At 61.9% G+C, this 25682-nt stretch carries 25 protein-coding genes and 2 tRNA genes; 16 read left to right on the top strand and 11 right to left on the bottom strand.

Translation table 11 applies throughout. From position 1 onward, the window contains the following. Positions 1-33 precede the first annotated feature (33 nt). The 3 genes from rluB to VIM12_RS19090 form a co-directional block, all read right to left on the bottom strand. On the bottom strand, positions 34-1572 hold the full coding sequence (rluB, locus tag VIM12_RS19100) for a 23S rRNA pseudouridine(2605) synthase RluB (RefSeq protein WP_331943633.1): 1539 nt from the start codon (positions 1570-1572) through the stop codon (positions 34-36). Further along, positions 1550-2419 carry an SMC-Scp complex subunit ScpB gene (gene scpB, locus VIM12_RS19095; protein WP_331943631.1) on the bottom strand — a complete coding sequence of 290 codons (870 nt, stop codon included), beginning with the start codon at positions 2417-2419 and terminating at the stop codon, positions 1550-1552. The genes rluB and scpB overlap by 23 nt, the downstream gene beginning before the upstream one ends. Before the next feature lie 153 nt (positions 2420-2572). Further along, a tRNA-Met gene (locus tag VIM12_RS19090) sits at positions 2573-2649 on the bottom strand. A gap of 117 nt (positions 2650-2766) precedes the next feature. Between VIM12_RS19090 and VIM12_RS19085 the strand changes: the two genes are divergently transcribed. Next, positions 2767-3339 (top strand): NUDIX hydrolase, encoded by a 573-nt coding sequence (locus tag VIM12_RS19085; RefSeq protein ID WP_331943629.1) that lies wholly within the window; start codon positions 2767-2769, stop codon positions 3337-3339. Between the two features lie 20 nt (positions 3340-3359). On the opposite strand, the gene VIM12_RS19080 is transcribed toward VIM12_RS19085, so the two are convergent. Then, positions 3360-4562: an ammonium transporter gene (locus tag VIM12_RS19080; protein ID WP_331943627.1), complete on the bottom strand. Its 1203-nt coding sequence runs from the start codon at positions 4560-4562 to the stop codon at positions 3360-3362. 181 nt (positions 4563-4743) lie between these two features. Between VIM12_RS19080 and aat the strand changes: the two genes are divergently transcribed. From aat to VIM12_RS19060, 4 genes are all read left to right on the top strand, one after another. Further along, the gene (aat, locus tag VIM12_RS19075) at positions 4744-5466 is read left to right on the top strand and encodes a leucyl/phenylalanyl-tRNA--protein transferase (RefSeq protein WP_331943625.1); all 723 of its coding nucleotides are present in this window, start codon (positions 4744-4746) and stop codon (positions 5464-5466) included. 83 nt (positions 5467-5549) lie between these two features. Next, complete coding sequence (locus tag VIM12_RS19070; protein ID WP_331943623.1) at positions 5550-6284, top strand: arginyltransferase; 735 nt, start codon at positions 5550-5552, stop codon at positions 6282-6284. Positions 6285-6377: 93 nt separating this feature from the next. Continuing rightward, positions 6378-7418 (top strand): quinone-dependent dihydroorotate dehydrogenase, encoded by a 1041-nt coding sequence (locus tag VIM12_RS19065; RefSeq protein WP_331943621.1) that lies wholly within the window; start codon positions 6378-6380, stop codon positions 7416-7418. A 31-nt stretch (positions 7419-7449) separates the two neighbouring features. Next, entirely contained in the window at positions 7450-8493 is a 1044-nt protein-coding gene (locus tag VIM12_RS19060; protein ID WP_331943619.1) for an aldo/keto reductase, read from the top strand. Between the two features lie 77 nt (positions 8494-8570). Here the strand turns inward: VIM12_RS19060 and clpA are convergent, their stop codons facing one another. Further along, positions 8571-10868 carry an ATP-dependent Clp protease ATP-binding subunit ClpA gene (gene clpA / locus VIM12_RS19055; protein WP_331943617.1) on the bottom strand — a complete coding sequence of 766 codons (2298 nt, stop codon included), beginning with the start codon at positions 10866-10868 and terminating at the stop codon, positions 8571-8573. Next, a complete protein-coding gene (gene clpS, locus VIM12_RS19050; protein WP_331943615.1) occupies positions 10865-11173 on the bottom strand; it encodes an ATP-dependent Clp protease adapter ClpS in 309 nt (102 codons plus the stop codon). The genes clpA and clpS overlap by 4 nt, the downstream gene beginning before the upstream one ends. A gap of 331 nt (positions 11174-11504) precedes the next feature. Here clpS and VIM12_RS19045 point away from each other — a divergent pair, with 331 nt between their 5' ends. From VIM12_RS19045 to VIM12_RS19035, 3 genes are all read left to right on the top strand, one after another. Then, positions 11505-11708, top strand: coding sequence for a cold-shock protein (locus VIM12_RS19045; protein ID WP_220810224.1), 204 nt, complete (start codon positions 11505-11507; stop codon positions 11706-11708). A 174-nt stretch (positions 11709-11882) separates the two neighbouring features. Further along, on the top strand, positions 11883-13238 hold the full coding sequence (locus VIM12_RS19040; protein WP_331943613.1) for a cache domain-containing protein: 1356 nt from the start codon (positions 11883-11885) through the stop codon (positions 13236-13238). A 5-nt stretch (positions 13239-13243) separates the two neighbouring features. Further along, positions 13244-13873, top strand: a complete 630-nt coding sequence (locus VIM12_RS19035; protein WP_331943611.1) for a response regulator transcription factor — start codon at positions 13244-13246, stop codon at positions 13871-13873. 55 nt (positions 13874-13928) lie between these two features. On the opposite strand, the gene icd is transcribed toward VIM12_RS19035, so the two are convergent. Then, positions 13929-15182, bottom strand: a complete 1254-nt coding sequence (gene icd, locus VIM12_RS19030; protein WP_331943609.1) for an NADP-dependent isocitrate dehydrogenase — start codon at positions 15180-15182, stop codon at positions 13929-13931. Between the two features lie 277 nt (positions 15183-15459). Between icd and VIM12_RS19025 the strand changes: the two genes are divergently transcribed. Together VIM12_RS19025 and VIM12_RS19020 are read left to right on the top strand one after the other, a co-directional pair. Then, positions 15460-16044, top strand: a complete 585-nt coding sequence (locus VIM12_RS19025) for a pseudouridine synthase (RefSeq protein ID WP_331943607.1) — start codon at positions 15460-15462, stop codon at positions 16042-16044. A gap of 71 nt (positions 16045-16115) precedes the next feature. Next, positions 16116-16544 (top strand): DUF192 domain-containing protein, encoded by a 429-nt coding sequence (locus VIM12_RS19020; RefSeq protein ID WP_331943605.1) that lies wholly within the window; start codon positions 16116-16118, stop codon positions 16542-16544. A 163-nt stretch (positions 16545-16707) separates the two neighbouring features. Here the strand turns inward: VIM12_RS19020 and rpsT are convergent, their stop codons facing one another. Further along, entirely contained in the window at positions 16708-16971 is a 264-nt protein-coding gene (gene rpsT / locus VIM12_RS19015) for a 30S ribosomal protein S20 (RefSeq protein ID WP_331943603.1), read from the bottom strand. Between the two features lie 175 nt (positions 16972-17146). Between rpsT and murJ the strand changes: the two genes are divergently transcribed. Continuing rightward, a complete protein-coding gene (murJ, locus tag VIM12_RS19010) occupies positions 17147-18700 on the top strand; it encodes a murein biosynthesis integral membrane protein MurJ (protein WP_331943601.1) in 1554 nt (517 codons plus the stop codon). Positions 18701-18765: 65 nt separating this feature from the next. After that, positions 18766-19605 (top strand): SirB1 family protein, encoded by an 840-nt coding sequence (locus tag VIM12_RS19005; protein WP_331943599.1) that lies wholly within the window; start codon positions 18766-18768, stop codon positions 19603-19605. Between the two features lie 9 nt (positions 19606-19614). Here VIM12_RS19005 and VIM12_RS19000 read toward each other — a convergent pair whose 3' ends face one another. After that, positions 19615-21528 (bottom strand): ATP-binding cassette domain-containing protein, encoded by a 1914-nt coding sequence (locus VIM12_RS19000; protein WP_331943597.1) that lies wholly within the window; start codon positions 21526-21528, stop codon positions 19615-19617. Positions 21529-21666: 138 nt separating this feature from the next. Between VIM12_RS19000 and VIM12_RS18995 the strand changes: the two genes are divergently transcribed. After that, positions 21667-21741: transfer RNA gene (locus VIM12_RS18995), tRNA-Arg, on the top strand. 320 nt (positions 21742-22061) lie between these two features. Next, entirely contained in the window at positions 22062-23258 is a 1197-nt protein-coding gene (locus tag VIM12_RS18990; protein WP_331943595.1) for a HAMP domain-containing sensor histidine kinase, read from the top strand. A gap of 77 nt (positions 23259-23335) precedes the next feature. Here VIM12_RS18990 and VIM12_RS18985 read toward each other — a convergent pair whose 3' ends face one another. Both VIM12_RS18985 and VIM12_RS18980 read right to left on the bottom strand, forming a co-directional pair. Further along, entirely contained in the window at positions 23336-23821 is a 486-nt protein-coding gene (locus VIM12_RS18985) for an MgtC/SapB family protein (RefSeq protein WP_331943593.1), read from the bottom strand. A gap of 22 nt (positions 23822-23843) precedes the next feature. Continuing rightward, positions 23844-24164 carry a DUF3135 domain-containing protein gene (locus VIM12_RS18980; RefSeq protein ID WP_331943591.1) on the bottom strand — a complete coding sequence of 107 codons (321 nt, stop codon included), beginning with the start codon at positions 24162-24164 and terminating at the stop codon, positions 23844-23846. A gap of 413 nt (positions 24165-24577) precedes the next feature. On the opposite strand from VIM12_RS18980, the gene VIM12_RS18975 reads away from it, so the two are divergent. Both VIM12_RS18975 and VIM12_RS18970 read left to right on the top strand, forming a co-directional pair. Further along, a complete protein-coding gene (locus tag VIM12_RS18975; RefSeq protein WP_331943589.1) occupies positions 24578-24745 on the top strand; it encodes a hypothetical protein in 168 nt (55 codons plus the stop codon). A 74-nt stretch (positions 24746-24819) separates the two neighbouring features. After that, complete coding sequence (locus tag VIM12_RS18970; protein ID WP_331943587.1) at positions 24820-25671, top strand: fumarylacetoacetate hydrolase family protein; 852 nt, start codon at positions 24820-24822, stop codon at positions 25669-25671. The last annotated feature ends 11 nt before the right edge of the window (positions 25672-25682 follow it).

Genomic DNA, 25682 nt, shown 5'->3' with positions numbered 1-25682 from the left:
TCCGGCATTCACGTCGGCGCACTTCATCCCAGGTCAGCCCCGTGCGCGACGCCTCGGAAGTCCGGGCATTGCCCCTGCACTCCTGAACTGCGCACCGCGGCGCGGCCGTCCGGCGTCAGGAAACCCCAGTGCCGTCTGCAGCGGATCGGGCTGACGGCTGCGCTGGCCGCCCTGGGGAGATTTGCCGGGGCCGCGCGGCTGACCGCCGCCTCCGCGGCGTCCTCCTTCGGCGCGCTCGGCCACGTTGCCGTTGCGCTCGCCGCGCGTCTTGCCTGCACCGCCCGCTGCCGCCGGCTTTTCCAGTCCGCTCAAGGCCATCAGATCGCGCACCGCATGCTCGCCCAGCTCTTCCCACCGCCCGCGTTTCAGATTGCTCGGCAAGGTCATCGCCCCGTAACGGGTGCGGATCAGGCGCGACACCGTCAGACCGACTGCCTCGAACATGCGGCGGACTTCGCGGTTGCGGCCTTCGCCGATCACGACGCGGTACCAGCGGTTGACGCCTTCGCCGCCGCCGTCGGCGATCTTCGAGAACTGGGCCGTACCGTCCTCCAGCTCGACGCCGCTCAGCAGTTTCTGGCGCATGCCCTCTTCCAGCTCGCCCAGCGTACGCACGGCATATTCGCGCTCGATGTTGTAACGGGGATGCATCAGGCGGTTCGCCAGATCGCCGGAGGTCGTAAACAGCAGGAGTCCCTCGGTGTTGAAGTCGAGGCGACCGACGGCGAGCCATTTACCGGCCTTCATCGTTGGCAGCCGCTCGAACACCGACGGGCGGCCTTCCGGATCGTCATGGCTCACGATTTCCCCGGCCGGCTTGTGGTACATCAGCACGCGCGGGGGGCGCTTACTGACCTTGCGGTGGATCAGCTTGCCGTTGATCCTGACCTGATCGGTTGGCAGAATGCGTTGCCCGATGTGCGCCGGCTCGCCATTGACGGACACCCGTCCGGCGATGATCAGCTCCTCCATGTCGCGTCGCGAACCAAGCCCCGCCTCGGCCAGCACCTTGTGCAGTTTCGGCGCGTCGTCTTCCGCGGTGAGGTCGCGGCGCACGCTCTTGGCCTGGGACTGGCGGCCGCTGCGCGACGCATCGTCCTGGGCGGCGGCGTCGAACGCATCGGAAGTCACGAAAGCGAACACGTCGTCGGCGGCAGGTCTGCCCTGCCCGCGCTGAGGCTTGCCGCCGCGCGCCTGGACGCCGGCCGCCTTCTGTTCCGGTTTGCCCTTGCTGCGCTCGTTGCGCTTTTGACCTTCGCGACCGGCACGCTCCTTCTTGTCGGCGCCCTGCTCCGTGCGGCCGGCGGAACGCGCGGGAGCGGCTTCGCGGGGCGCGGCGCCGCCGTCCGTCGCCGAACCGTCGCCATCGCCCTGTTTCGCACCGCGGGTACGTCGCAGGCTGCGAGGACCGCGCAAGCCGCGCTTGGCCGGCTTCTTCTTGCTCTCGTCGCCCGCCGGCGCCCCTGCCGTTGCGTCCCGCGTCGGGTCGCTGGCATCTGCTTTTCTGTCGTTGCGGGAAGGAGAATCGGTTGCTACAGGCACTGGCGCGTCACTGTTTGGTGGAAGAGTCATCGTTCGGGTCTTTGGGTTGCTGATTGCGCGTCACATCATCCTGTGCTTCCGTAGCAGCAGCGGAGCCCTGGATCTCGTCGTCGGGGCCGGGAACGGCCTCGTCCGACTGCATTTGAGCGGTAGAGGAACCGGAAGGCGCAGAGGGCACACTTCCAGTGACCGGCGAATCATCCGGCTTTGCGCCTGCCGGATCTTCTTGCGAGTTCTGAGTGGACGCGCCCGCGGCACCTTCGGTTCCGGAGGCATCCAGCCGCCCCTGCATTTCCGCCTCCAGCGCCTGCATCTCCGGGAGCATGCTGTCCGGCACATTGTCCTTGCTGACCTGCTGGAGCGGCGGAAGCTGATCGAGGGAGGTCATGCCGAGGTCGTCCAGGAACTGCTTGGTCGTCGCAAACAGCGATGGCCGGCCTGGAACGTCACGATGTCCGATGGACTCGATCCATCCTCGGTCTTCGAGCATCTTGATCGTCTGCGAGTTCACGGTCACGCCGCGGATTTCTTCGATGTCGCCCCGCGTGACCGGCTGGCGGTATGCAATAATCGCCAGGGTTTCAAGTGTCGCACGCGAGTATTTCGGCGGCTTTTCGGGGTTGAGGCGCTCGAGATAGCGCTTCATTTCGGGACGGCTCTGAAAGCGCCAGCCTGTGGACAGGCAGACGATTTCGATTCCCTTGTCGCTCCAGTCACCGCGAAGCTCCTCGAGCATCGCCTTGATGGTGTCGCCGCCGACCTCCTCGGCCGCCTCACCCTCCTCCACGTAGAGCTTCTTCATGTCGTTGATCGACAAGGGCTCATGGGCACACAGTAACGCGGTTTCGAGGACTTTCTTCGCCTCAAGTGTATTCATTTTGCTTCTTGTTTTTAATTGACTGCAGAAGTTTTCGTCAACGGCAGGCATCCCGCTGCAATGCTGCCCGGTTAGAGAAACCCGTTGAAGCTATTCCGACGCCCGGTTTATTAGAGTAGTGATGGGGGCGGGAATTGATAAGACTTAAAGACTTGGTTGCGGGGGCAGGATTTGAACCTGCGACCTTCGGGTTATGAGCCCGACGAGCTGCCAGACTGCTCCACCCCGCGTCTGAAGAACAGAAGTATATCGGGTATCAGCATGCAAAGCAAATGCAATTGCTTCAAATGACAGGGTGATACACTTGCGCTGTTCTCGATTCGACTGCCATTGCCGTCCTCTTCACCATGAAATTCTGCTCTGAATGCGCGCAACCGGTATCCCTGCTGATTCCGCCGGATGACAACCGTCTCCGTTATGTCTGCAGCCAGTGCGGGACCATCCACTATCAAAATCCAAAGATGGTGATCGGCTCCATTCCGCTATGGGAGTCCGAAGGCGAAAGCCGGGTATTGCTTTGCAAGCGCGCCATCGAGCCGCGTTATGGTTTCTGGACGCTGCCCGCGGGATTCATGGAAAACGACGAGACCACCAACGAAGCGGCACTGCGCGAGACGATGGAAGAAGCCGGCGCGCGCGTCGAATTGCATGAGCTGTTTTCGCTTCTGAATGTGCCCCACGTCCACCAGGTACATATGTTCTATCGGGCGACACTGCTCGACCTGGACTATGCAGCCGGCGTCGAAAGCCTTGAAGTACAACTTTTCACCGAGGCGGAGATTCCGTGGGACGAGATTGCTTTTCCCACGGTCAGCCACACGCTGAGGGAGTTTTTCGCCGACCGGAAGCGGATTCGCAGCGAAGGCGGCGGCTACCACCTCCATACCCGCGACATTCGCAAGCCGATGCGACAGGCTTAGTCGCGGACGTTGCGCCCGCATCACCAACTGGTTTCGCGCTCTGCGGTCGCACTGATCTTGTGGATGGACAGATCCGCGCCGTCAAACTCCTGTTCCGGGTCGAGCCTGATACCTACGGTCGCCTTGAGCAAGCCATAAATCAGCGTACCGCCTGCGGTAGCGATAAGTACGCCGAGCAGTGTTCCGATGATCTGCGACATCAAGGAGACGCCGCCGATTCCACCCAGCGCCGGCTGGCCGAAGATGCCCGCTGCAACGCCTCCCCATGCGCCGCAGAGTCCGTGAAGCGGCCATACCCCGAGGACGTCGTCGATCTTCCACTTGTTCTGCGTCAGCGTGAACATCCAGACGAAAACCGCCCCGGCCATCCCTCCAGCGACAAGAGCGCCAATCGGGTGCATCAAGTCGGACCCTGCACAGACCGCGACCAGTCCGGCCAACGGCCCATTGTAGGCAAAGCCTGGATCATTGCGGCCGAGCAGAACGGCAGCAAGCGTGCCGCCCACCATCGCCATCAGCGAATTCAGCGCCACCAGTCCGTTCATCTTGTCCAGCGTCTGCGCGCTCATCACGTTAAAACCGAACCAGCCGACCGTGAGGATCCATGCGCCCAGCGCCAGGAACGGAATGTTCGAAGGCGGATGCGCCGCCATGCCCCCGTCCTTCGCATAGCGTCCACGCCTGGCGCCGAGGAACAACACGGCAGGCAGCGCGACCCAGCCGCCGACGGCATGCACCACGACGGAGCCGGCGAAGTCGTGAAATTCTGCGCCGAACGCCTCCTGCAGCCACGCCTGGATGCCGAAGGCGCGATTCCAGGCGATTCCCTCGAACAGGGGATATACGAGGCCGACGAGAAGCGCGGTGGCGACAAGCTGGGGATGGAACCGGGCGCGCTCGGCAATGCCGCCGGACACAATGGCCGGAATCGCGGCGGCGAACGTGAGAAGGAAAAAGAACTTGACGAGTTCGTAGCCATTCCGCTGAGAGAGCGTCGACGCATCGGCGAAAAAGTCGACGCCGTACGCAATGCTGTAACCAACGAAGAAATACGCGATCGTCGAGACGGCAAAATCGACTAAGATTTTGACCAGGGCGTTCACCTGGTTCTTTCTGCGGACCGTGCCGAGCTCCAGGAAGGCGAAACCCGCGTGCATGGCGAGAATCATGATGGCGCCGAGCAGGATGAATGAGGCGTCGGCGCCGTTTTTTAGCGTGTCCATCTGAAGATCTCCCTGTTAAAGTGCGTTTTATTTCGTGGCGGCATCGGAAGCAATATCCATTCCAATTTGGTGCGCAAGTGCAACTCATTGATAGACAGGGGGAAAATCCGGATATGAAGAAGGAGGTTGCGACCGCCGCACCGGCCAGGTGCAATGGCATGATCCGGAATGGGGAGCGTCAATGATCCCCTGGCTGGGCGCACAGACCCCGTTTCCGCCCGTCACGGCTGCGCTGACCGAGGCGGACGGCGCACCGGGCTTGCTGGCGGCCGGCGCTGACCTCTCGCCGCAGCGGCTGCTTGACGCCTACCGGCAGGGGATCTTCCCCTGGTTCTCCGAGGGACAGCCTATCCTCTGGTGGAGCACCGATCCGCGGATGGTGCTGTTCACGGAACGGTTCGTCATTTCGCACAGTCTGAAAAAAAGTCTGAAACGTACCGAACGGAGCATGGCCGGCGGAGGCCCCTGGGAGGTACGCTTCGACTCCGCGTTCGAACAGGTGATGCAGGCCTGCGCAGCGCCGCGTGCGGGGGCGTCCGGTACATGGATTTCGGGTGACATCATGCGCGGATACTGCGGCCTGCACAGGATGGGGTATGCGCACTCGTCGGAAGTCTGGCTTGACGGCCGGCTCGTAGGCGGCGCCTACGGCGTATGTATCGGGCGCATGTTCTTCGGTGAGTCGATGTTCGCCCGGGTACCGGATGCGTCGAAGATCGCGCTCGCCTATCTTGTGCGGTTTCTCAGGGAACACGGCGTCGGCATGATCGACTGCCAGCAGGAGACCGCGCACCTTGCTTCGCTCGGCGCCGCGCCGATTCCCCGCGCCGAATTCCTGGCGCGCCTGCGGGACGCAGTCGCCAAGCCACCGATCACGGACTGGACGCCGATCAGCGCGTTTTGAAAGGTGCAGGCGAAAATCCACTCATCGACGGCAGCCAGACGGTGTAAATTAACAGCAAACGTATCGCAGTCAGGATAACGAAGATGACCCATCTGAAGGACCTGCCATTCGAAACACTGCAGTTCTACGCGACTGCGCCCTACCCCTGCAGTTACCTTGACGGGCGTCAGGCACGTTCGCAGGTCGCGACACCCTCACACCTGATCAATGCCGACGTCTACTCGGAACTCGTGCGCAATGGTTTCCGGCGGAGCGGCATCTTCACCTATCGCCCGTATTGCGACGGATGCCGCGCCTGCATTCCGGTGCGCGTACGCACCGCGGAATTTGCGCCGAATCGCAGCCAGCGTCGTGCGTGGAGCAGACATGCGAATCTTGAGACATGGGTCACCACGCTCGCCTACGTCCCCGAGCACTACGACCTTTACCTGCGCTACCAGGCCGCGCGCCATGCAGGCGGCGGGATGGACCAGGACAGTCGCGACCAATATGCGCAGTTCCTCTTGCAGAGCAAGGTGAATACCCGTCTCGTCGAATTCCGGGATGAAGGAGGCATCCTGCGCATGGTGAGCATCATCGACGTGCTCAGCGACGGCCTGTCGTCGGTCTATACGTTCTACGATCCCGACGTCCCGGGCGCCTCCTACGGGACCTATAACATCCAGTGGCAGATAGAACAGGCGCGCCGCCTGCAGATGCCCTACGTGTACCTCGGTTACTGGATCCGCCACAGCCAAAAAATGGCCTACAAGGTGAATTTCCAGCCGCTGGAAGCGCTGGTGAACGGCAAATGGGAAGCGTGGCAGGCAGACCTGTAAGCGCCACAGTCCCTGTTGGCTTGGCGCAAGGGTAGAATACGGGCCTCCCCGACACGCGTTCGTGCCGGGCTTTCCGTCCTCGTCGCCACGCCCATGTCCGATTTTCTGTATGCCCTCGCCCGGCCCCTGCTGTTCTCGCTGGATCCCGAAACCGCACACCATCTCACCCTGCCCGCGCTGCGGCGCGCCGCCGCGCTCGGCCTGACCGCCGGGCTGCGCAAGCCGGCGCCCGATCCGCGCACCTGCATGGGCCTGCACTTCGCAAACCCGGTCGGACTTGGTGCCGGGCTGGACAAGGACGGCGCCTATATTGACGGTCTCGCGGCGCTCGGATTCGGCTTTATCGAGGTCGGGACCGTAACCCCGCGGCCGCAGGCGGGCAATCCGCAGCCCCGGATTTTCCGTCTGCCACAGAAGCAGGCGGTCATCAATCGCATGGGTTTCAACAATGGCGGCGTCGACGCTTTCGTCGCCAATGTGCAGCGTTCCCGCTTTTATCAGGACAGGCAGGGCGTGCTCGGCCTGAACATTGGCAAGAACGCCGACACGCCGATCGAACGGGCGGTGGACGATTACCTGCATTGCCTGGGGAAGGTCTATCCCTATGCAAGCTACGTCACCGTCAATATTTCGTCGCCGAACACCAAGAACCTGCGCCAGCTGCAGGGAGCCTCCGAACTCGACTCCCTGCTTTCGACCCTGAAGCTCGAGCAGCGCCGGCTGGCCGACCAGCACAAGCGCTACGTACCGCTCGTCCTCAAGATCGCGCCGGACATCGACGACGAGCAGGCAAAGTCAATCGCCTCCGCCCTTCTCCGCCACGAAATCGATGGCGTCATTGCCACCAACACCACGATCAGCCGCGACGCCGTGCAAGGACTGCCTCATGCAGAAGAAACGGGAGGTCTGTCCGGCGCACCCGTATTCAGCGCCTCGACTGCCGTCGTGCGCACCCTCAAATCGGAAATCGGCGATGCCGTGCCGATCATCGGGGTCGGCGGCATCCTGTCCGGCGAGGACGCGAAGGCGAAGATTGATGCCGGTGCCCAGCTGGTGCAGATCTACACCGGCCTGATCTATCGCGGCCCGGGACTCGTTGCGGAATGCGCGGCAGCCTTGCACGCTAAGCGGTAGCGTCCCCTTTCACCCGTTGGAGTTGAGGAACATGGAAAAGATCACACTCGGCAGCAGCAGCCTGGAAGTTTCACGAATCTGCCTGGGCACGATGACGTTCGGCGAACAGAACACCGAAAGCGAAGCGCACAGCCAGCTTGATTTTGCCCTCGAACGCGGCATCAATTTCATTGACGCCGCAGAGATGTACCCGGTAATGCCGCGCGCCGAAACCCAGGGACGCACCGAGGAGTACATTGGCAGCTGGCTGAAAAAGTCGGGCAAGCGCAGCCAGGTCGTCCTGGCGACCAAGGCCGCCGGCCCTTCCCGTGGGATGCGATGGATCCGCGACGGCAAGACGGATTTCGACGCAAAGAGCCTGCGGCAGGCCGTCGAAGGAAGCCTGCGCCGGCTGCAGACCGATCATGTCGACCTCTACCAGCTGCACTGGCCAAGCAGGAACGCGCCAATCTTCGGACAGATTGCCTTCGATCCGGAAAAGGAGCATCCGCACGTTGCGATCGAGGAGACCCTCGATGCATTGGGAGGCCTGGTCCGGGAAGGCAAGATCCGCCACGTGGGAGTATCGAATGAAACGCCGTGGGGTGTGGCGGAATTTATCAAGCAGGCGGAGGCAAAAGGCCTGCCGCGCATCGCCTCGATACAGAATGCGTACAGCCTGGTGAATCGCAGCTTCGAAGCCGGTCTCGACGAGGTCTGCTTCCGGGAGCGCGTCAGCCTCCTCGCGTACAGCCCGCTCGCCTTCGGCCAGTTGAGCGGAAAGTACCTGGAGAATCCTTCGGCACCCGGTCGTCTGACCCTCTTTCCGCCTACCTGGAGTCCGCGCTACCTGCGCCCGTCTGTCGTCAATGCGGCGCGGCAGTATGCGACGCTGGCAAAGGCGAACAACATGTCCCCGGCACAGCTAGCGCTCGCCTGGTGCTACACGCGATGGTTTGTTGCGTCCACCATCATCGGCGCCACCAGCCTTTCCCAGCTGGCCGAGAATATCGATGCCTGGTCGACCAGGCTGTCACCCGAGGTGGTCGAGCAGGTCAACCTCATTCATCGCTCACTCACCAATCCCGCGCAGTAATCGCAGCACACCATGAAAAAAGCCCGGGTCCGCACTGCGGATCCGGGCTTTTCGTCGAACGGGCGTCGGTACAGGACTTACTCGACTTCGAGGGTCTCTTCCGGTGTGGCCGGCGGCGCGTCGCCTTCTGCAAAGTCGAGCTTGATCTGCTCCTTGTCGTCGAGGTCGACCGTGACACGGCCCCCGTTGACCAGTTTGCCGAACAGCAGTTCGTCTGCAAGCGCCTTGCGGATCATGTCCTGAATCAGGCGCGACATCGGCCGTGCGCCCATCAGCGGATCGAAGCCCTTGCGTCCGAGGAAGCGGCGGAGGTTCTCGCTGAAAATCGCCTCCACCTTCTTTTCGTGCAACTGCTCTTCAAGCTGCATCAGGAACTTGTCAACCACGCGCAGGATGATCTCCTCATCCAGCGGCCTGAAGCTGATGATCGCATCGAGACGGTTGCGGAACTCGGGAGTGAACATCCGCTTGATGTCCGCCATCTCGTCGCCTGCTTCCTTCTTGTCGGTGAAACCGATCGACCGCTTCTGCAAGCTCTCCGCCCCCGCGTTGGTGGTCATGATGATGATCACGTTGCGGAAATCGGCCTTGCGTCCGTTGTTGTCAGTCAGCGTGCCGTGGTCCATCACCTGCAGCAGGATGTTGAAGATATCCGGATGGGCTTTCTCGATCTCGTCCAGCAACAGCACCGCATGCGGCTTCTTGGTGATGGCTTCCGTCAGCAGCCCGCCCTGGTCAAACCCGACATACCCCGGCGGTGCGCCGATCAGGCGGCTCACCGCGTGGCGTTCCATGTACTCGGACATGTCGAAGCGGATCAGCTCGATGCCGAGGATGAAGGCCAGCTGCTTGGCCACCTCGGTCTTGCCGACACCGGTCGGGCCGGAGAACAGGAAGGAACCGATAGGCTTGTCGGTTTTGCCGAGGCCCGCGCGCGCCATCTTGATCGCCGAACCGAGCGCCTCGATCGCCGGGTCCTGGCCGAATACCACGTTCTTCAGGTCGCGGTCGATCGTCTGCAGCTTGGTGCGGTCGTCCTGGTTGACCGATTGCGGGGGGATCCGAGCGATCTTCGAGATGATGTCCTCGATCTCGGACTTGCCGATCGTCTTCTTCTGCTTGGACTTCGGCAGGATACGCTGGGCGGCGCCCGCTTCGTCAATCACGTCGATTGCCTTGTCAGGCAGATGACGGTCGTTGATGAAGCGTGCGGCCAATTCGGCAGCGGAGGTCAGCGCCGACGACGAATATTTCACGCCGTGATGCTCCTCGAAGCGCGACTTCAGTCCGCGCAGGATCTGCACCGTCTGTTCGACCGTCGGCTCGTTGACGTCGATCTTCTGGAAGCGCCGGGACAAGGCGTGATCCTTCTCGAACACGCCTCGGAACTCGGTATAGGTCGTCGCCCCGATGCACTTCAGCTGCCCGCTCGACAGTGCAGGCTTGAGCAGGTTGGACGCGTCAAGCGTGCCGCCCGAGGCCGATCCGGCACCAATGATGGTGTGGATCTCGTCGATGAACAGAATGCCGTTCGGGTTTTCGCGCAATTGCTTCAGCACCGCTTTCAGGCGCTGCTCGAAATCGCCCCGGTACTTGGTGCCAGCCAGAAGCGCGCCCATGTCGAGGGAATAGACCACTGCATTCTGCAGTACCTCCGGCACGTCGCCCTGGGTCACACGCCATGCCAGCCCTTCCGCGATCGCAGTCTTGCCGACCCCTGCCTCGCCGACGAGCAGCGGGTTGTTCTTGCGCCGCCGGCACAGCGTCTGGATCACGCGCTCGACCTCGGATTCGCGTCCGATAAGCGGATCGATCTTGCCTTCCGCAGCCATCTTGTTCAGGTTCTGCGTGTACTGGTCGAGTGGGCTTTCCTTCTGCTGACCCTCGGCCTGTGCCTCGTCGCTGCCTTCGGGCGCCTTCTGCGAGTCGACCTGCTGATCCTTGCGCACGCCGTGCGAAATGAAATTCACCACGTCCAGACGGGTCACGCCCTGCTGGTGCAAGTAATACACGGCATGGGAATCTTTTTCGCCGAAGATCGCGACGAGCACGTTGGCGCCGGTCACTTCCTTCTTGCCGTTCGACGCCGACTGCACGTGCATGATCGCCCGCTGGATCACACGCTGGAAACCGAGAGTCGGCTGGGTATCGACTTCACTCGTCCCCGGCACGGTCGGCGTATTGTCGCTGATGAAATTCGCCAGCGTCTTGCGCAGATCTTCAATATTCACTGCGCATGCGCGCAGCACTTCCGCCGCCGACGGGTTGTCGAGCAGCGCGAGCAGCAAGTGCTCAACGGTGATGAACTCGTGGCGGGCCTGACGGGCCTCGACAAAAGCCATGTGCAAACTAACTTCAAGTTCCTGCGCAATCATGCTTCCTCCATCACGCATTGCAGGGGATGTCCTGCCTTTCTCGCGTGGGTTAAAACCAATTCTACTTTAGTGGACGCGATATCCCTTGGATAGACGCCACACATACCTTTTCCGTCTCGATGTACCTTGAGCATGATCTGCGTCGCGGTTTCCCGATCCTTGTTGAAGTACTCCTGAATAATTGCAACGACAAACTCCATCGGCGTGTAGTCATCGTTAAGAAGCAAGACCTGGTACATGGGCGGCGGCTTGAGCTTCTGCTCTTGCCTAGCAATTACCGTACCGTTTTCATGCTGAGTTGCCATTGTTTTATTTTGTGACGTTCAATCTTGCGTCGGTGCTGCACATGCCGACACGACTTCCTCTTGATATTACGCCGATTCCGGATGTCTCGCAGATGATGCCCCGGGCGCAGATTTCAAGAATTCTATTCGGTATATCGCTTGCTAAAACTCAAAAAGTCTGGTCGCACTTCCTTGACTTTTATATTTTTTGCAGGAACAATGGTATTTATTGACATGCTTGACATTATAGTATTGTCAATAGAAGTGAGCAGGTTATAAGAGGGGGCAGCGTGTCGCGAGGCTTCTTGCTTTTACGGCTCGTGTGATTAGTTATTAAATGAAAGACGCTTTTATGGCAACAGGTACCGTCAAGTGGTTCAACGATTCCAAAGGCTTCGGATTTATCACTCCGGATGACGGCGGTGAAGATTTGTTCGCCCACTTCTCCGCAATCCAGATGCAAGGCTTCAAGACCCTGAAAGAAGGGCAAAAGGTCTCGTTCGAAGTCACGCAGGGCCCGAAGGGCAAGCAGGCTTCGAATATCCAGGCGCCCTAATCACGTCGAAGTAGCAAGAGCAGGAAGAACCCCGCCAACGCGGGGTTTTTTTTCGCCCGGATGAAAACAACCCTACGTGCGGCTTCCGTCGTCCCAGCGGATAAGCCTTGAAAGCGTTACCTCAATGCATCACAACCGCATGAACGGAAGCAATTAGCGGTAAAGTAGCGGCCCATGAAGCTGAGACAAAAGATCCTGCTCCTTGCCATCACGCCGCTCATTGTCGCATTGCTTGCAATTGCGGTTGCCGTTCGCTACCAGGCGGGACTACTGGCCCACCAGCAGCGGGCCACCGTGGAAGCCGCCTATGTTGCAAGCAAGGAGGCCGAACTCAAGCACTACGTGTCCCTCGCAAGCCGCTCGATCGCCCATCTGTATGACTCGGGCCGCGACGACCAGGCGGCACGCGACGAGGCGAAGGCCATACTTGCCACGCTGGACTATGGCGACGACGGCTATTTCTTTCTGTATGACCTGAACGGGACCAGCCTGGTACATCCGCGGCAGCCCGATCTCGTCGGACGCGACCTGTGGAACCTGCGGGACATGGAGGGGAGCCCTACGATACAACGGCTCATCGCCAAGGCCAAGGAAGGCGGCGGACTGGTACGCTACCTATGGGAAAAACCGTCCTCCGGCAAGGTCGCCCCAAAGCTGGGATATGTCGTCGCACTCGACCGCTGGGGATGGATGCTGGGCACCGGCCTGTACCTTGACGACGTGGACAACGCACTGACCAAGATCGACGCGCAGATCTCGGGCAATATCCAAAGCACGATGTTGTGGATTGCCGCCATTGCCATCGCCAGCGCGCTCGTAGTCGCACTCTCTGGCCTCGCGCTCAACATCAGCGAGTACAGGGTCGCCGACGCCAAGCTGCGCGAACTGGCGCAGCGGGTCGTGCGGTCGCAGGAGGACGAGAGGGCCCGCCTGTCGCGCGACCTACATGACGGCATCAGCCAGTGGCTGGTCTCGATCAAGCTGCAGGTCGAATCCGGCATTGCCAAACTGACCGCACATGCCGGTCGACCAGAGCTGGCGCGTGCGTCATTTGATCGTGCAACGGGGCAGCTGAACGACGTATTGGGCGAGGTGCGACGGATTTCCCATGACCTCCGCCCTGCCTTGCTGGACGATCTCGGCCTTGCTGCGGCGCTGGACCACCTCACGCAGGAGTTCGGGGAAAGCAGCGGCATCCGGACGACCTTCGAGGCCAGGGGCGAGGCAGACGGCCTCTCTGATGTCGGGAATACCGTGCTTTTCCGGATTGCCCAGGAGGCGCTCACCAACATCAAACGGCATGCCAACGCGTCCAGCGCCGTGGTCCAGTTGCGCGGCACCAGGGATGGCGTCATGCTGGCAATCCATGACGACGGCGTCGGATTCGACGTTGCCGGCGTCGCGCAGCATCCGAAGCGCGGCATCGGCCTGCGCAACATGCATGAACGCGCAAGTGCGGTCGGTGGAAAGCTCGAGCTGGTGTCCTCGGCCGACGGCACAAAAGTCACTGCAACATTACCAAGATCCTGAATATCATGCCGACCCCACCCTACGTCCACATCCTGCTCGTCGACGATCATCCGCTGGTGCGCGACGGGCTGCGCGCGCGGCTCGAAACAATTCCGCATTTCACGGTCGTTGCCGAAGCAGGTACTGCTGATGAAGCCCTCCATCACGCAGCAACGCAGACGATCGACCTGACCCTGATGGATATCAACCTGGCGGGGATGAACGGCATCGAACTGACGGGGCGTTTCAACGCGCTGCATCCCGAGATCGCGGTGCTCATGCTGAGCATGCATGACAAGGCCGAATACGTGATGCAGGCGATACAGGCGGGGGCGCGCGGCTACGTGCTCAAGGATGCGCCCGCGCAGGACATCATCTCGGCTATCGATACGGTGATGTCAGGCGGTATCTACTACAGCGCCGGGCTGGCAAGGCAACTGGCGCGGCCAATGCCGCCGGCGCTGTTGCTTACCCCGCGCGAGCGCGAGGTGCTGCAATGCATTGCGACCGGCAAGTCGAACAAGCACATCGCGCGGGACATGAATCTCAGCGTGCGCACGGTCGAGACGCACCGGCTGAACATCAAGCGCAAGCTGGGGATCGAGGGACAGGCCGACCTGATTCGCTTTGCCCTGGAGCAGACCCAGATTCGCTGAACGCGAAACAAAAAAGGCCGGAAGCAATCCGGCCTTTTTTTGTGCGTCGCGCGTATTACATGTTGGCGATCATGACCTCGCCGAAGCCCGAGCAGGAAACCTGCGTCGCCCCTTCCATCAGGCGGGCGAAATCGTAGGTCACCTTCTTGGAGGTGATCGACTTTTCCATCGAGCTGATGATCAGGTCTGCCGCTTCGGTCCAGCCCATGTGGCGGAGCATCATTTCAGCCGACAGGATCAGCGAACCCGGGTTCACGTAGTCCTTGCCTGCGTACTTCGGTGCGGTGCCGTGGGTGGCTTCGAACATGGCCACGGAATCCGACAGGTTGGCGCCCGGCGCGATGCCGATGCCGCCCACCTGTGCCGCGAGCGCGTCGGAGATGTAGTCGCCGTTCAGGTTGAGCGTGGCGATCACACTGTACTCGTTCGGGCGCAGCAGGATCTGCTGCAGGAAGGCGTCGGCGATCGAATCCTTGATCGTGATTTCCTTGCCGGTCTTCGGGTTCTTGAACTTGCACCACGGGCCGCCGTCGATCAGCTCCGCGCCGAATTCCTTCTGCGCCAGAGCATAACCCCAATCACGGAAACCACCTTCGGTGTACTTCATGATGTTGCCCTTGTGGACCAGGGTCACCGAGGGCTTGTCGTTGTCGATTGCGTACTGGATCGCCTTGCGGACCAGGCGCTCGGTGCCTTCGCGGGACACCGGCTTGACGCCAATTCCCGAAGTCTGCGGGAAGCGGATCTTCTTGACGCCCATTTCCTTGATCAGGAAATCGATGATCTTCTTGGCGCCATCGGAGCCTTCAGCCCACTCGATGCCGGCGTAGATGTCCTCGGAGTTCTCGCGGAAGATCACCATGTCAGTCTTTTCCGGCTCGCGCACCGGCGAGGGAACGCCCTTGAAATAGCGGACCGGGCGCAGGCAGACATAGAGGTCGAGTTCCTGGCGCAGCGCGACGTTCAGCGAGCGGATGCCGCCGCCGACCGGCGTGGTCAGGGGTCCCTTGATGGAGACGACGTATTCCTTCAGTACCTGCAGGGTCTCTTCCGGCAGCCACACATCGGGTCCGTACACCTTCGTGGACTTCTCGCCAGCGAAAATCTCCATCCAGCTGATCTTGCGCTTGCCACCGTAGGCCTTCGCCACGGCTGCGTCCACCACCTTGATCATCACCGGGGAAATGTCGACGCCGGTGCCATCGCCCTCGAGGTAAGGAATGATGGGATTGTCCGGGACGCTCAGCGAGAAGTCGCTGTTTACGGTGATTTTTTTGCCGTCGGCGGGGACTTTGATATGTTGATACATCGTAGGCTCCGGGGTTAGGGAGGAAAGGAAAAGACCGTTTTGCTCCAAATTTTTGTTTTAAAGCGCAGTGACGGTCTTATATAAGACACAAGACTGAATTTCGTATTATGCACTAGTATTTTACGTGATGCCATCCTTTTTACGGCAGGCAATACGCGTATAGCGCGGCGCGAACACGTCGTCTCTAGCTTAGCTGGCGAAGCACACTGGTTCAACGCGTAGAATACGGCCCTTTGGAAAGCCGTGCCCTGCCCGTGCCGGCGCACATTTTGAGTACATGACGCTCATTCTGTTCAATAAACCATTCGGGGTAATGTGCCAGTTCTCATCGCACCCCTCGCGCCGGACGCTGGCCGATTACCTCTCTGTTCCGGGGGTCTATCCGGCCGGCCGCCTCGATGCTGACAGCGAGGGTCTGCTGCTGCTCACCGACGACGGGATGCTGCAGAAACGGATCAGCCATCCCGACAGCAAGCAACCCAAAACCTACATTGCCCAGGTCGAGGGCAGCCCGAGCGAAGACGCGCTTTCCCGGTTGCGCGGTCCGCTTGATCTCGGTGATTTCGTCACCCGCCCCTGCGAGGCCAGGGAGATCGAAGCGCCCGACTGGCTGTGGCAACGGGAGCCGGCCATCCGGGCCCGCGCGGCCATACCGGTGGCGTGGCTGGCGTTGACCCTTTCGGAAGGCAAGAACCGTCAGGTGCGGAGGATGACCGCCGCGGTCGGCCTGCCAACACTGCGGCTGGTGCGTATCGCCATCGGAGGCTTCTCGCTGGCCTCGCATCCGCTGCTGCCGGGGGAATGGCGAGAGGTGGACCCGGGCGAGTTCGGCGTTGCGAAGGACCGCTCCCCGGTGTCGTGACTTTTTCCCTTTGCATGCGTTAAGCTTTGCGACCCAGCACTCATTCCGTCTGTCTCATGCAACTGTCATCGATGCGCTCCACCCTGCTCGCCTGCTCCCTCGTCCTCGGCGCCGCAACAGCCTCCGCGCAGCAGGCCCGGCTCCCGGTCATCACCCTTAGTGCGGGCATGCACCTTGTCAAGGCGGAGCTCGCGGCGAAAGACAGCGAGCGCCAGCAGGGGCTGATGTATCGCGAAAAGATGGGCCCGAACGAGGGGATGGTCTTCGTTTTCGACGGCCCGGCGCAAGTCTGCATGTGGATGAAGAACACCCTCATTCCTCTTTCCGTCGCCTTCATCGATGAGCGCGGCAGCATCCTGAACATCGAGGACATGCAGCCGCAGACGACGGACTCGCATTGCGCTCGCGGCCCAGCACGGTATGCGCTCGAAATGAACCAGGGATGGTTCCGGCAGAAGAACATCAAGCCGGGTGCGGTGATTGGAGGGCTGCCGAAGTAAGTCAGTCCCTGCGTTGCGCCGTTGTTGCTGCGACCGCCTTTAGAGGGAGAAGTCGCGTCGGCCGGTGCACAGACCTTGCAGAAACGACAAAACCCGCGCGGCGCTGCCGAGCGGGTTTTGCAATTTCGCAGTCGTCCGATGGCGGGCCACCGGCAGGAACAGTTTAGGCCAGTGCTTTCAGGGCAGCGGCGAGGCGGCTCTTGTGGCGCGCAGCCTTGTTCTTGTGGATGATCTTCTTGTCGGCGATACGGTCAATGGTCGAGACCGAAGCCTGGAACACTTGCGTAGCTGCAGCCTTGTCGCCTGCGTCGATCGCCTTGCGGACGGCCTTGATTGCCGTGCGCAGCGTGGAGCGCTGGCTGGAGTTGTGAGCGTTGAGCTGGACTGCTTGGCGGGCGCGCTTGCGCGCCTGTGCGGTATTTGCCATGTATGTTTCCTAAAACGAAATCGGACGGTCTGCGAAGAGACGGGAATTCAGTAAAGCCGTGGATTATATCGTTTTTTTGGGAAACGATCAATCGGAGCGGCAGTTTTCTCTGCTCCCGCCACTTGCCTAGCGGGTTGCGACGGGACCGGCAATGCCGCGGCTATAATTGCCGCCCATGAATCTGCACAAAACGCTTGCCACCGTCTCCGGCATGACAATGCTGTCCCGGGTGACCGGCCTGCTCCGCGAAGTACTGATCGCGCGCGCCTTCGGCGCCTCGGCCTATACCGACGCCTTCATCATCGCTTTCCGGATCCCCAACCTGTTGCGCCGCCTGTTTGCCGAGGGCGCCTTCTCGCAGGCCTTCGTGCCCATTCTTGCCGAATACAAGACCCAAAAAGGCGACGACGCCACCAAGGAACTGATCGACCGGGTGGCGACGGTCCTGGTCTGGGCGGTGCTGCTGACCTGCATCGTCGGTGTCGCAGGCGCGCCCGTCGTGGTGTTCCTGATGGCCTCCGGGCTGAAGGAGCAGCCGGATACCTTCGCGATGGCGACGACGATGACCCGCATCATGTTCCCGTACATCGCCTTCATGGCATTTGTTGCGCTTGCCGGCGGCATCCTCAATACCTGGCGCCAGTTCAAGGTGCCGGCCTTTACGCCCGTGCTGCTGAACCTGTCCTTCATCGGCGCCTCCCTGCTGGTGGCGCCCCACATGGAACAGCCGGTGTACGCGCTGGCGCTGGCCGTGGTCGTCGGCGGCATCCTGCAAATGGCCCTGCAGGTGCCTGCCCTACGGCGCGTCGGCATGCTGCCCCGGCTCGGCCTGAATCCCAGGCAGGCCTTGCGCGATCCCGGCGTGCAACGCGTGCTGCGACAGATGGCACCGGCACTCTTCGGTGTTTCCGTGGCCCAGATCAGCCTGATCATCAATACCAATATCGCCTCCCACCTGAAGACGGGCAGCGTGTCGTGGCTCGGCTACGCCGACCGCCTGATGGAATTCCCGACGGCGCTGCTCGGCGTCGCGCTCGGTACCATCCTGCTGCCCAGCCTGTCGAAGGCGCATTCCGCCGGCGATGCCGACGAGTACTCCGCGCTGCTCGACTGGGGTCTGCGCCTGACTTTTCTGCTCGCGCTCCCCTCGGCGGTCGGCCTGGCAGTCCTGTCCGAGCCATTGACCGCCGTGCTTTTCCACTATGGCGACAAGTTCGCCGCGTACGACGTGGCGATGACTGCCCGCGCGCTGGTGGCGTACGGTGTTGGCCTGATCGGATTCATCCTGGTCAAGATCCTGGCTCCTGCCTTCTATGCGAAACAGGACATACGCACGCCAGTGAAAATCGCGGTGGGCGTGCTGGTCGTGACGCAATTGCTGAACATCGTGCTGGTGCCGCTGGTCGCCCACGCCGGCCTCGCGCTGTCGATCGGCATCGGGGCCTGCCTGAATGCGGTCTTTCTGTTCTTCGGGCTGCGCCGCCGCGGCCTGTACGTCGCCCGGCCGGGCTGGACCTTGTTCCTTGTGCGCCTGGTCGCTGCATTGTTCCTCCTGGCCGGCGTCGCAATGTGGACAGCCGGACATTTCGACTGGCTGGCCATGAAGAGCGCGCCCTTTGTCCGCATCGGCGCCCTGGCGCTGGTGCTCGGTGCCTCCGGGACCGTCTACTTCGGCGCATTGCTGCTGATGGGGTTCCGCTTCCGGGACTTCAAGCGCGTATCGGTTTGAGAAGGGCGGCATACGCCGCCTGCCAACCTTTCATCTGCGGCGCGATGGTTTATGATGGTTGTTGTATGGTCATCAATAGCCTCGATTATTTTGCGTCCCTGGTTCAGCAGGACGACTCCATCCCCCTGTTCGAAGCCGCGCTCCTGATCGCCCAGGACGTCGACCCGAAACTGGACCTGGCGGCAACGCAGGCCCAGGTCGATACGCTGGCGGCCCGCCTGATGCGCCGCCTGGCGCCTGATGCCTCCAGCATCCAGAAGCTGCGCCTGCTCAACCATTACTTCTACCGGGAGCTGGGCTTCGCGGGCAACGTCAACGACTACTACGATCCGGACAACAGCTATCTCCATCGGGTGCTGACTACCCGGCGAGGCATTCCCATCTCGCTCGCCGTGCTGTACATGGAACTGGCGCAGCAGATCGGGCTGAACGTCAAGGGCGTTTCGTTTCCGGGCCACTTCCTGATGAAACTGTCGGTGCAGTCGGGCGACATCGTGCTCGACCCATTCAATGGGGCGAGCTTGTCGCGCGAAGAACTGGAAGAGCGGCTCGAACCCTATTTCGAACAGCAAAGCTACCCCGGTGCGATTCCGCTCGCCTACTACCTGCATGCGGCGCATCCGCGGGAAATCCTGGTGCGCATGCTGCGCAACCTGAAGGCCTTGTTCGTGGAACGGATGCGTTGGGAGCGACTGCTCGCCGTGCAGCAACGGTTGATGATTCTTTTGCCTGACGACATCGCTGAACGCCGCGATCGCGGTCTTGCGTATGCCAACCTGGAGTGCCCGAACTCGGCGCTGGAGGACCTGGAAGCCTATCTGAAGGAAAGGCCCCATGCCGCCGACGCCGGCGTGCTGCGGGACAAGCTGCCGGAGCTCCGGCAGGCGAGCAGGCGCCTCAACTGAACCGCGGGCTCAGCCCTTGGCACGGGCCTCGATTGCTTCCCATTTTTCGAGGCTCTCGAGCAGCAGCAGATCGATCTCGGCGTAGCGTTCGTTGAGCTTATGCACTTCGTCCGGCTGGGTGCGGTACAGCTCGGAGTCGGCCAGCTTTTCGGAGATCGCCTTCTGCTCCGCTTCCAGGCCGGCGATCAGCTCCGGGAGTGCGTCCAGCTCGCGCTGTTCCTTGTAGCTCAGCTTCTTGCCCTTGGCGGAAGCCGGGGCGGCTTCCTTTGGTGCCGGCCTGGACTCGTTCTTCGCCTCTGCCCTGGTCGCTGCCTTCTGAGACTGGGTCGCCGCGCGCACCCGCTCCCAGTCCGAGTACCCGCCGACATACTCGCGCCAGACGCCCCCGCCTTCCGCGACGATGACCTGGGTGACGACGTTGTCGAGGAACATCCGGTCATGACTGACCAGGAACACGGTGCCCGTATATTCTTCCAGGAGTTCTTCGAGCAGTTCCAGCGTATCGATGTCCAGATCGTTGGTCGGCTCGTCGAGCACCAGCACGTTTGCCGGCTTTGCGAACAAGCGCGCGAGGAGCAAGCGGTTGCGCTCGCCGCCCGACAGGGATTTCACCGGGGAGCGCGCCCGTTCGGGAGCAAACAGGAAATCGCTCAGGTAGGTCATCACATGCTTGCGCTGGCCATTGATTTCCACCCAGTCGCTGCCGGGCGAGATCGTGTCCGCCAGGCTGGCTTCATCGTTGAGCTGCGCCCGCATCTGGTCGAAGTAAGCCACCTGCAGGCGCGCGCCCTGCTTCACGCTGCCGGTGTCCGGGGCTTCCTCGCCGAGGATCAGCTTGAGCATCGTGGTCTTGCCGGCGCCGTTCGGGCCAATCAAACCAATCTTATCTCCGCGCATGATGATGGCACTGAAGTCGCGCACGATCGTCTTCTCGCCATAGCGCTTGCCGATGTCGGTCAGTTCCGCAACGATCTTCCCGGAACGCTCGCCGGCCGCAACGTCCAGCTTGACCTGCCCCTGCTGCTCCCGCCGGGCGCTGCGCGCGCGGCGCAGCTCCTCCAGCCGCCTGACCCGGCCTTCGTTGCGGGTGCGTCGGGCTTCCACGCCCTTGCGAATCCAGACTTCCTCCTGCGCGAGGAATTTGTCGAATTTCGCGTTCTCGACTGCTTCGACCTCCAGCTGCTCCGCCTTGCGCTTCTGGTACGCGCTGAAGTTGCCGGGGAAGGAAAGCAGGCGCCCGCGGTCCAGCTCGACGATGCGGGTGGCGACATTGTCGAGGAAGGAACGGTCGTGCGTGATGAACAGAATGCTGCCCTTGAACTCGCGCAGCAAGCCTTCCAGCCATTGGATGGCGGTAAAGTCGAGGTGGTTGGTCGGCTCGTCCAGCAGCAGCACGTCCGGCGCACTGACGAGGGCCCGCGCCAGTGCCACCCGCTTCTGCGTGCCGCCCGAAAGCGTACCCATCAGGGCATCGCGGTCGAGGACGAGCCGGTCGAGGATGGCGTCGACGCGGTTGCCGAGCGACCACGCGTCGCTCGCGTCGAGCAGCTCCTGGAGCCGGTGCATGCGATCCATGATGGCGTCGTCCTCGTTGCCTCCGAGGCGCGCCGCCAGCGCGTTGTACTCGTTCAGCATCTGCTGCAGGGCCGCCATCCCTGACGCCACCGCGTCGAACACGGACATCTCCGGCGGGAAATGCGGTTCCTGCTGCACGTACGATATCTTGACGCCTTGCTGCATCACCAGCAGCCCGTCGTCCAGCCTTGACTGTCCGGCGATGATCTTCAGCAGCGAGGATTTGCCGGTGCCGTTGCGGCCGATCAGGCCGACGCGCTCGGATGCCTCGAGCGCGAATTCGGCATGGTCGAGCAAGGCAACGTGGCCGAACGCCAGCTGGGCGTCGCTGAGTGAGATGACTGCCATGGAAGGAACCTGTCTGGATGTGCGGATCGACTGCGGAAGCACGCATTGTACCGATTGTGGATGACAGGGAGTTATTTCCCGCAAGGTCTCGGCTATAATCTCGGTCTCGGCATGGTGCCCCCATGCTGCGTCCAGCGTCTCGCCGTAGTTCAATGGATAGAACGAGTGCCTCCTAAGCGCTAGATACAGGTTCGATTCCTGTCGGCGGGACCATCACCGGATGAAGATGGAACGATGAGCATCCGTTCCGCCCCCGGAGATCCGGGCGTGCCCGGGAAGGCCGCGTTCCCCGATTCCGTCATCCCTCCCCTGTCGCCGCCACATCGCAAAAGGCTGATCATGGCCGCGCTGCGCGCGTCTCTCCTTGCGGGCGGCGGCTGGTCTTCCGCGCCGCAGCCTCCGCGATACCCGCAGCCCGCTGCGCCCTGCGTCCGCCGCACCCCTGTGCACGAGAACACTTTTCCCTGACCCAGGTCTATAGCTGGTCGCAATTTGCTTACTAGAATTTCGTGAACACGCTCAGCTTGCCATTCATGACCCTCTCCACGGACCAGGACAAGACCCCCGGACAACTTTCGCAGACTGCGCAACGGATGCTTGCTTTGCGCGAAACAGTGATAGCGAGATGGGACGATCGGGTACGCGCCGAAGTCAAGCAGGCGCGGCAACTGTCCAGGCCCATCCTCGCCGACAGCCTGCCGCTCTTCTACGACGATCTAGTCCAGGCCGTCTCGGTCTGTCACCTGCGCAACAGTGCGGCTGTGCCGACAGCCTCGGTGGGGGCCGAGCACGGCAATGAACGGGCGCGGCTGACGGACTACGACGTTGGCGCAGTGATCACCGAGTATCAACTGCTGCGCTCCACGCTGCTGGAGACATTGAAGCAGCGGGATGTCCCCCTCAGCGAAGAAGAGCACTCGGTCATCACCGCCGTCTTCGACGCCACGATCAAGGAGTCTGTCACCGCGTTCGCCCTGGCCGAGTCCGTGTTCCGCGAACGGTTTGTCGCTGCACTGGTCCACGATCTGCGCACGCCTCTTGGCGCCATTTCATTGCTGGCCGAACTGATCGCGGCCAACAAGGACGTGGACAAGGTGCATGCCATTGCCGGCCAGGTGCAATCGAATGTCAAGCGCATGGACGGCATGCTGCATGACCTGCTCGACGCCGTAGTCTTTCATAGCGGCGCGCGGCAGCAGCTCCGGCCGACGTACTTCGACGCACTCGACCTCGCGGAAGAGGTGCGGTCGCAGAACATCGCCTTCGGCCATCGCATCCGCATCGAGGGAAGATCCGTGGGCGGCTGGTGGGACCGGGAGAAGCTCAAGCGAGCCTTGGAAAACCTGGTGGAAAACGCGGTCAAGTACGGGGCTTCCGACACGCCGATCAGCATCCGCACCGACACCTATAGCGAGCGTCTGGTACTGAGCGTGCACAATGCGGGTTGCGGCATTCCGACGGAACAGCTGGAATCCGTATTCCAGGTGTTTCAACGCGCCAAGCTGGCGAAGGAAGGCGAGGCAAAGGGTTGGGGCATCGGACTGCCCTTCGTGCGCAGCGTGGCCGAAAGTCACGGCGGCAGCATCGGCGTCGACAGCGCGGACGAACGGGGCACGACCTTTGCAATCGATATTCCGCTCGATGCAAGGCGATTCCAGAACGCGCCGGTGCTGGAGGAAGGGAAGGCCGGCCCGGAAGGCGCGGAAGGCAGTCCTGGAAAAAGCGGGTAAGGCACAAGCACGCAGGCTGCCTGGATACGGACGAGGCTCGACGGCGCAAGCCGTCGACGGCTCACCGTGCTGCCTGATCAGTCCCCGCGTCCCTTGCGCGCCAGCGGGTGCGACAGTTTCAGGATGAAGAATCCAAGCACCGTGGAGAAGATGGCTGTGAGCGGCTGCCCCATTCCTGCGGACACGCCGATCGAGGCGGTCAGCCACACGCTGGCGGCCGTCGTCAGCCCCCTGACTTCCTTGTCTGCGGACAGCTTGATGATGGCGCCGGCGCCGAGGAAACCGATGCCGGAGATGAGTCCCTGCAGGACGCGACTGATCTCGTCGAGCTCCATCCCGGCATTCAGCGGAACAACGACGAACAATGCTGCGCCCAGGGCGACCAGCATGTGCGTCCGAAGGCCGGCGCCCGTGCCCCGTACCTCGCGCTCGTACCCGAGAACCGCGCCCAGCACAACGGCGACAAGGAGCCGGAATGCGGAGCGCACCCCGGAAGCCGCGTCGGAAAAAGTCGGCAGCTCGCCGTGGAGGCCCGCTACCAGTATTGCAGCAACATTCTCCATGCCCTGTGCAGCCGGAATCGCGTCAGGCGGCGCGCGCCTGCTCGATTGCCACGCGGGCCTGCAGGCCCGACACGGCGAGGAGCGCGTGATCCCAGGAATCCTGCAACCGTTCCACGGACGCGCGCATCAGGCGAAAGGCGATCGCAGCAGCTTCGACCGGATCCCTCGCACTCGCGCGCGCGGCCTCGATGCGCACGAGCAGTTCCTCCAGCGACTGACGGTGCGCAGGCGGGGCGGCATCGACTGCCTCCCGCAGGAGATGGCGCCGGAAATGCTCGAACGCCTCCGGGTCCTCCCGGTGGATGGCGAGCAGGGCGTCGAAGTCTGGCAGGTCTACACTCACGGCGCACTCCTTTTGATGTCGATATGACATGTATATCGGTAAGCGGACGGGTTGCGCTTGTCGCCCCTCAACCCGCCGGACAAACCGGCATGTCGATGCGCAATCGCCGGAGCTCAGCCGTTGCCGTTGTCCTCCAGTTGCAGGAGCACATCGATGCAGGTGGCGACGATTGCGCCTCCGCCCAGCACGGCAAGCAAGGTAACCATTGCACTGATCATTTTTGCGTCCTCCACGAATAGGCCGGGTTGCCCTATGCATTTCAGCGAAGCGATGCGGGTCTGGCGTTGCGCGATTACGAAAGTAAGTGGGGAATTTGTCGGAATTTGTTCACCTGATGAGAATGATCAAGCTCAAGGAGCCAAGTGCGGCGCCTGTGTACGATGAAGTCAATTTGATAACCATGCGAGTGCCCGATGCCGAAGCCACACGATGAGAAGCTTGATCCTGGACTGCCGGACCTTTCCATGCAGGAGTCGGACAGTGCTGACGATGACGAGGCAATGCCGCCCGCGCACCAGTCCGAAGTCGCCACCCGCCTGCACCTGCTCGGCAAGCTGATCATTCCGCGATCCGCCCCCTGATCGGCGCGTCTGCGACCATTGCATTCTTCGTTTATATTGGCCCGGTTAACCAATGGCATAGAAGAGGAGAGTGCATGAAGTTGCTGCGTTACGGCCGCGTCGGCAAGGAGAAACCGGGACTGCTGGATCAGGACGGCAGGTTGCGCGACCTTTCGTCCGTCATCGCCGACATCGGGCCGGCGGAGCTGTCGGACAAGGTGCTGAAGAAGCTGGCAAAGCTGGACACGACCGCCCTGCCCCTGGTCCGCGGCACTCCGCGTATCGCCGCGCCCGTGGCGAGCGTCGGGAAGTTCATCGGGATCGGTCTCAACTACTCGGACCATGCTGCCGAGGCCGGCATGCCGGTGCCGAAGGAGCCGATCATCTTCATGAAGGCAACGTCTTCGCTGTGCGGACCAAATGATCCCATCATGCTGCCGCGCGGCTCAAAGAAGACCGACTGGGAAGTCGAACTCGGCGTGGTGATCGGCGGCGTGGCCAGGTCGGTGAGCGAGAAGGATGCGCTGAACTTCGTTGCCGGCTACTGCGTGGTCAACGATGTCTCGGAACGGGAATACCAGCTCGAGCGTGGCAGCCAGTGGGACAAGGGCAAGGGCTGCGATACGTTCGGACCGGTGGGTCCCTGGCTGGTGACCCGGGACGAAGTGCCGAATCCGCAGCGGCTGGAGCTGTGGCTGGAACTGAATGGGGAGCGCGTGCAGTCGGGGAATACCCGCACGATGATCTTTTCGGTCGCAAAGATCGTCAGCTACGTGAGCCGCTTCATGACCCTAATGCCCGGCGACATCATCACCACTGGCACGCCTCCCGGCGTCGGCATGGGCATGAAGCCGCCACGCTTCCTCAAGCGCGGCGATTCCCTGGTGACGGGTATTGCCGGCCTGGGGGAACAGCGCCAGGAAGTCATCTCCTACACGGCGACCTGAAGCGGCTCCGG

The organism is Noviherbaspirillum sp. (assembly GCF_036563305.1).
Taxonomy (GTDB): domain Bacteria; phylum Pseudomonadota; class Gammaproteobacteria; order Burkholderiales; family Burkholderiaceae_D; genus Noviherbaspirillum.
Note: the sequence above shows the minus strand (reverse complement) of the source record. Positions and strands in the feature narration are given on the sequence as shown.

Coding starts and splice junctions, on each gene's coding strand:
- rluB (WP_331943633.1), bottom strand. CDS start 1,572: ATGACTCTTCCACCAAACAGTGACGCGCCAGTGCCTGTAGCAACCGAT.
- scpB (WP_331943631.1), bottom strand. CDS start 2,419: ATGAATACACTTGAGGCGAAGAAAGTCCTCGAAACCGCGTTACTGTGT.
- VIM12_RS19085 (WP_331943629.1), top strand. CDS start 2,767: ATGAAATTCTGCTCTGAATGCGCGCAACCGGTATCCCTGCTGATTCCG.
- VIM12_RS19080 (WP_331943627.1), bottom strand. CDS start 4,562: ATGGACACGCTAAAAAACGGCGCCGACGCCTCATTCATCCTGCTCGGC.
- aat (WP_331943625.1), top strand. CDS start 4,744: ATGATCCCCTGGCTGGGCGCACAGACCCCGTTTCCGCCCGTCACGGCT.
- VIM12_RS19070 (WP_331943623.1), top strand. CDS start 5,550: ATGACCCATCTGAAGGACCTGCCATTCGAAACACTGCAGTTCTACGCG.
- VIM12_RS19065 (WP_331943621.1), top strand. CDS start 6,378: ATGTCCGATTTTCTGTATGCCCTCGCCCGGCCCCTGCTGTTCTCGCTG.
- VIM12_RS19060 (WP_331943619.1), top strand. CDS start 7,450: ATGGAAAAGATCACACTCGGCAGCAGCAGCCTGGAAGTTTCACGAATC.
- clpA (WP_331943617.1), bottom strand. CDS start 10,868: ATGATTGCGCAGGAACTTGAAGTTAGTTTGCACATGGCTTTTGTCGAG.
- clpS (WP_331943615.1), bottom strand. CDS start 11,173: ATGGCAACTCAGCATGAAAACGGTACGGTAATTGCTAGGCAAGAGCAG.
- VIM12_RS19045 (WP_220810224.1), top strand. CDS start 11,505: ATGGCAACAGGTACCGTCAAGTGGTTCAACGATTCCAAAGGCTTCGGA.
- VIM12_RS19040 (WP_331943613.1), top strand. CDS start 11,883: ATGAAGCTGAGACAAAAGATCCTGCTCCTTGCCATCACGCCGCTCATT.
- VIM12_RS19035 (WP_331943611.1), top strand. CDS start 13,244: ATGCCGACCCCACCCTACGTCCACATCCTGCTCGTCGACGATCATCCG.
- icd (WP_331943609.1), bottom strand. CDS start 15,182: ATGTATCAACATATCAAAGTCCCCGCCGACGGCAAAAAAATCACCGTA.
- VIM12_RS19025 (WP_331943607.1), top strand. CDS start 15,460: ATGACGCTCATTCTGTTCAATAAACCATTCGGGGTAATGTGCCAGTTC.
- VIM12_RS19020 (WP_331943605.1), top strand. CDS start 16,116: ATGCGCTCCACCCTGCTCGCCTGCTCCCTCGTCCTCGGCGCCGCAACA.
- rpsT (WP_331943603.1), bottom strand. CDS start 16,971: ATGGCAAATACCGCACAGGCGCGCAAGCGCGCCCGCCAAGCAGTCCAG.
- murJ (WP_331943601.1), top strand. CDS start 17,147: ATGAATCTGCACAAAACGCTTGCCACCGTCTCCGGCATGACAATGCTG.
- VIM12_RS19005 (WP_331943599.1), top strand. CDS start 18,766: ATGGTCATCAATAGCCTCGATTATTTTGCGTCCCTGGTTCAGCAGGAC.
- VIM12_RS19000 (WP_331943597.1), bottom strand. CDS start 21,528: ATGGCAGTCATCTCACTCAGCGACGCCCAGCTGGCGTTCGGCCACGTT.
- VIM12_RS18990 (WP_331943595.1), top strand. CDS start 22,062: ATGACCCTCTCCACGGACCAGGACAAGACCCCCGGACAACTTTCGCAG.
- VIM12_RS18985 (WP_331943593.1), bottom strand. CDS start 23,821: ATGGAGAATGTTGCTGCAATACTGGTAGCGGGCCTCCACGGCGAGCTG.
- VIM12_RS18975 (WP_331943589.1), top strand. CDS start 24,578: ATGCCGAAGCCACACGATGAGAAGCTTGATCCTGGACTGCCGGACCTT.
- VIM12_RS18970 (WP_331943587.1), top strand. CDS start 24,820: ATGAAGTTGCTGCGTTACGGCCGCGTCGGCAAGGAGAAACCGGGACTG.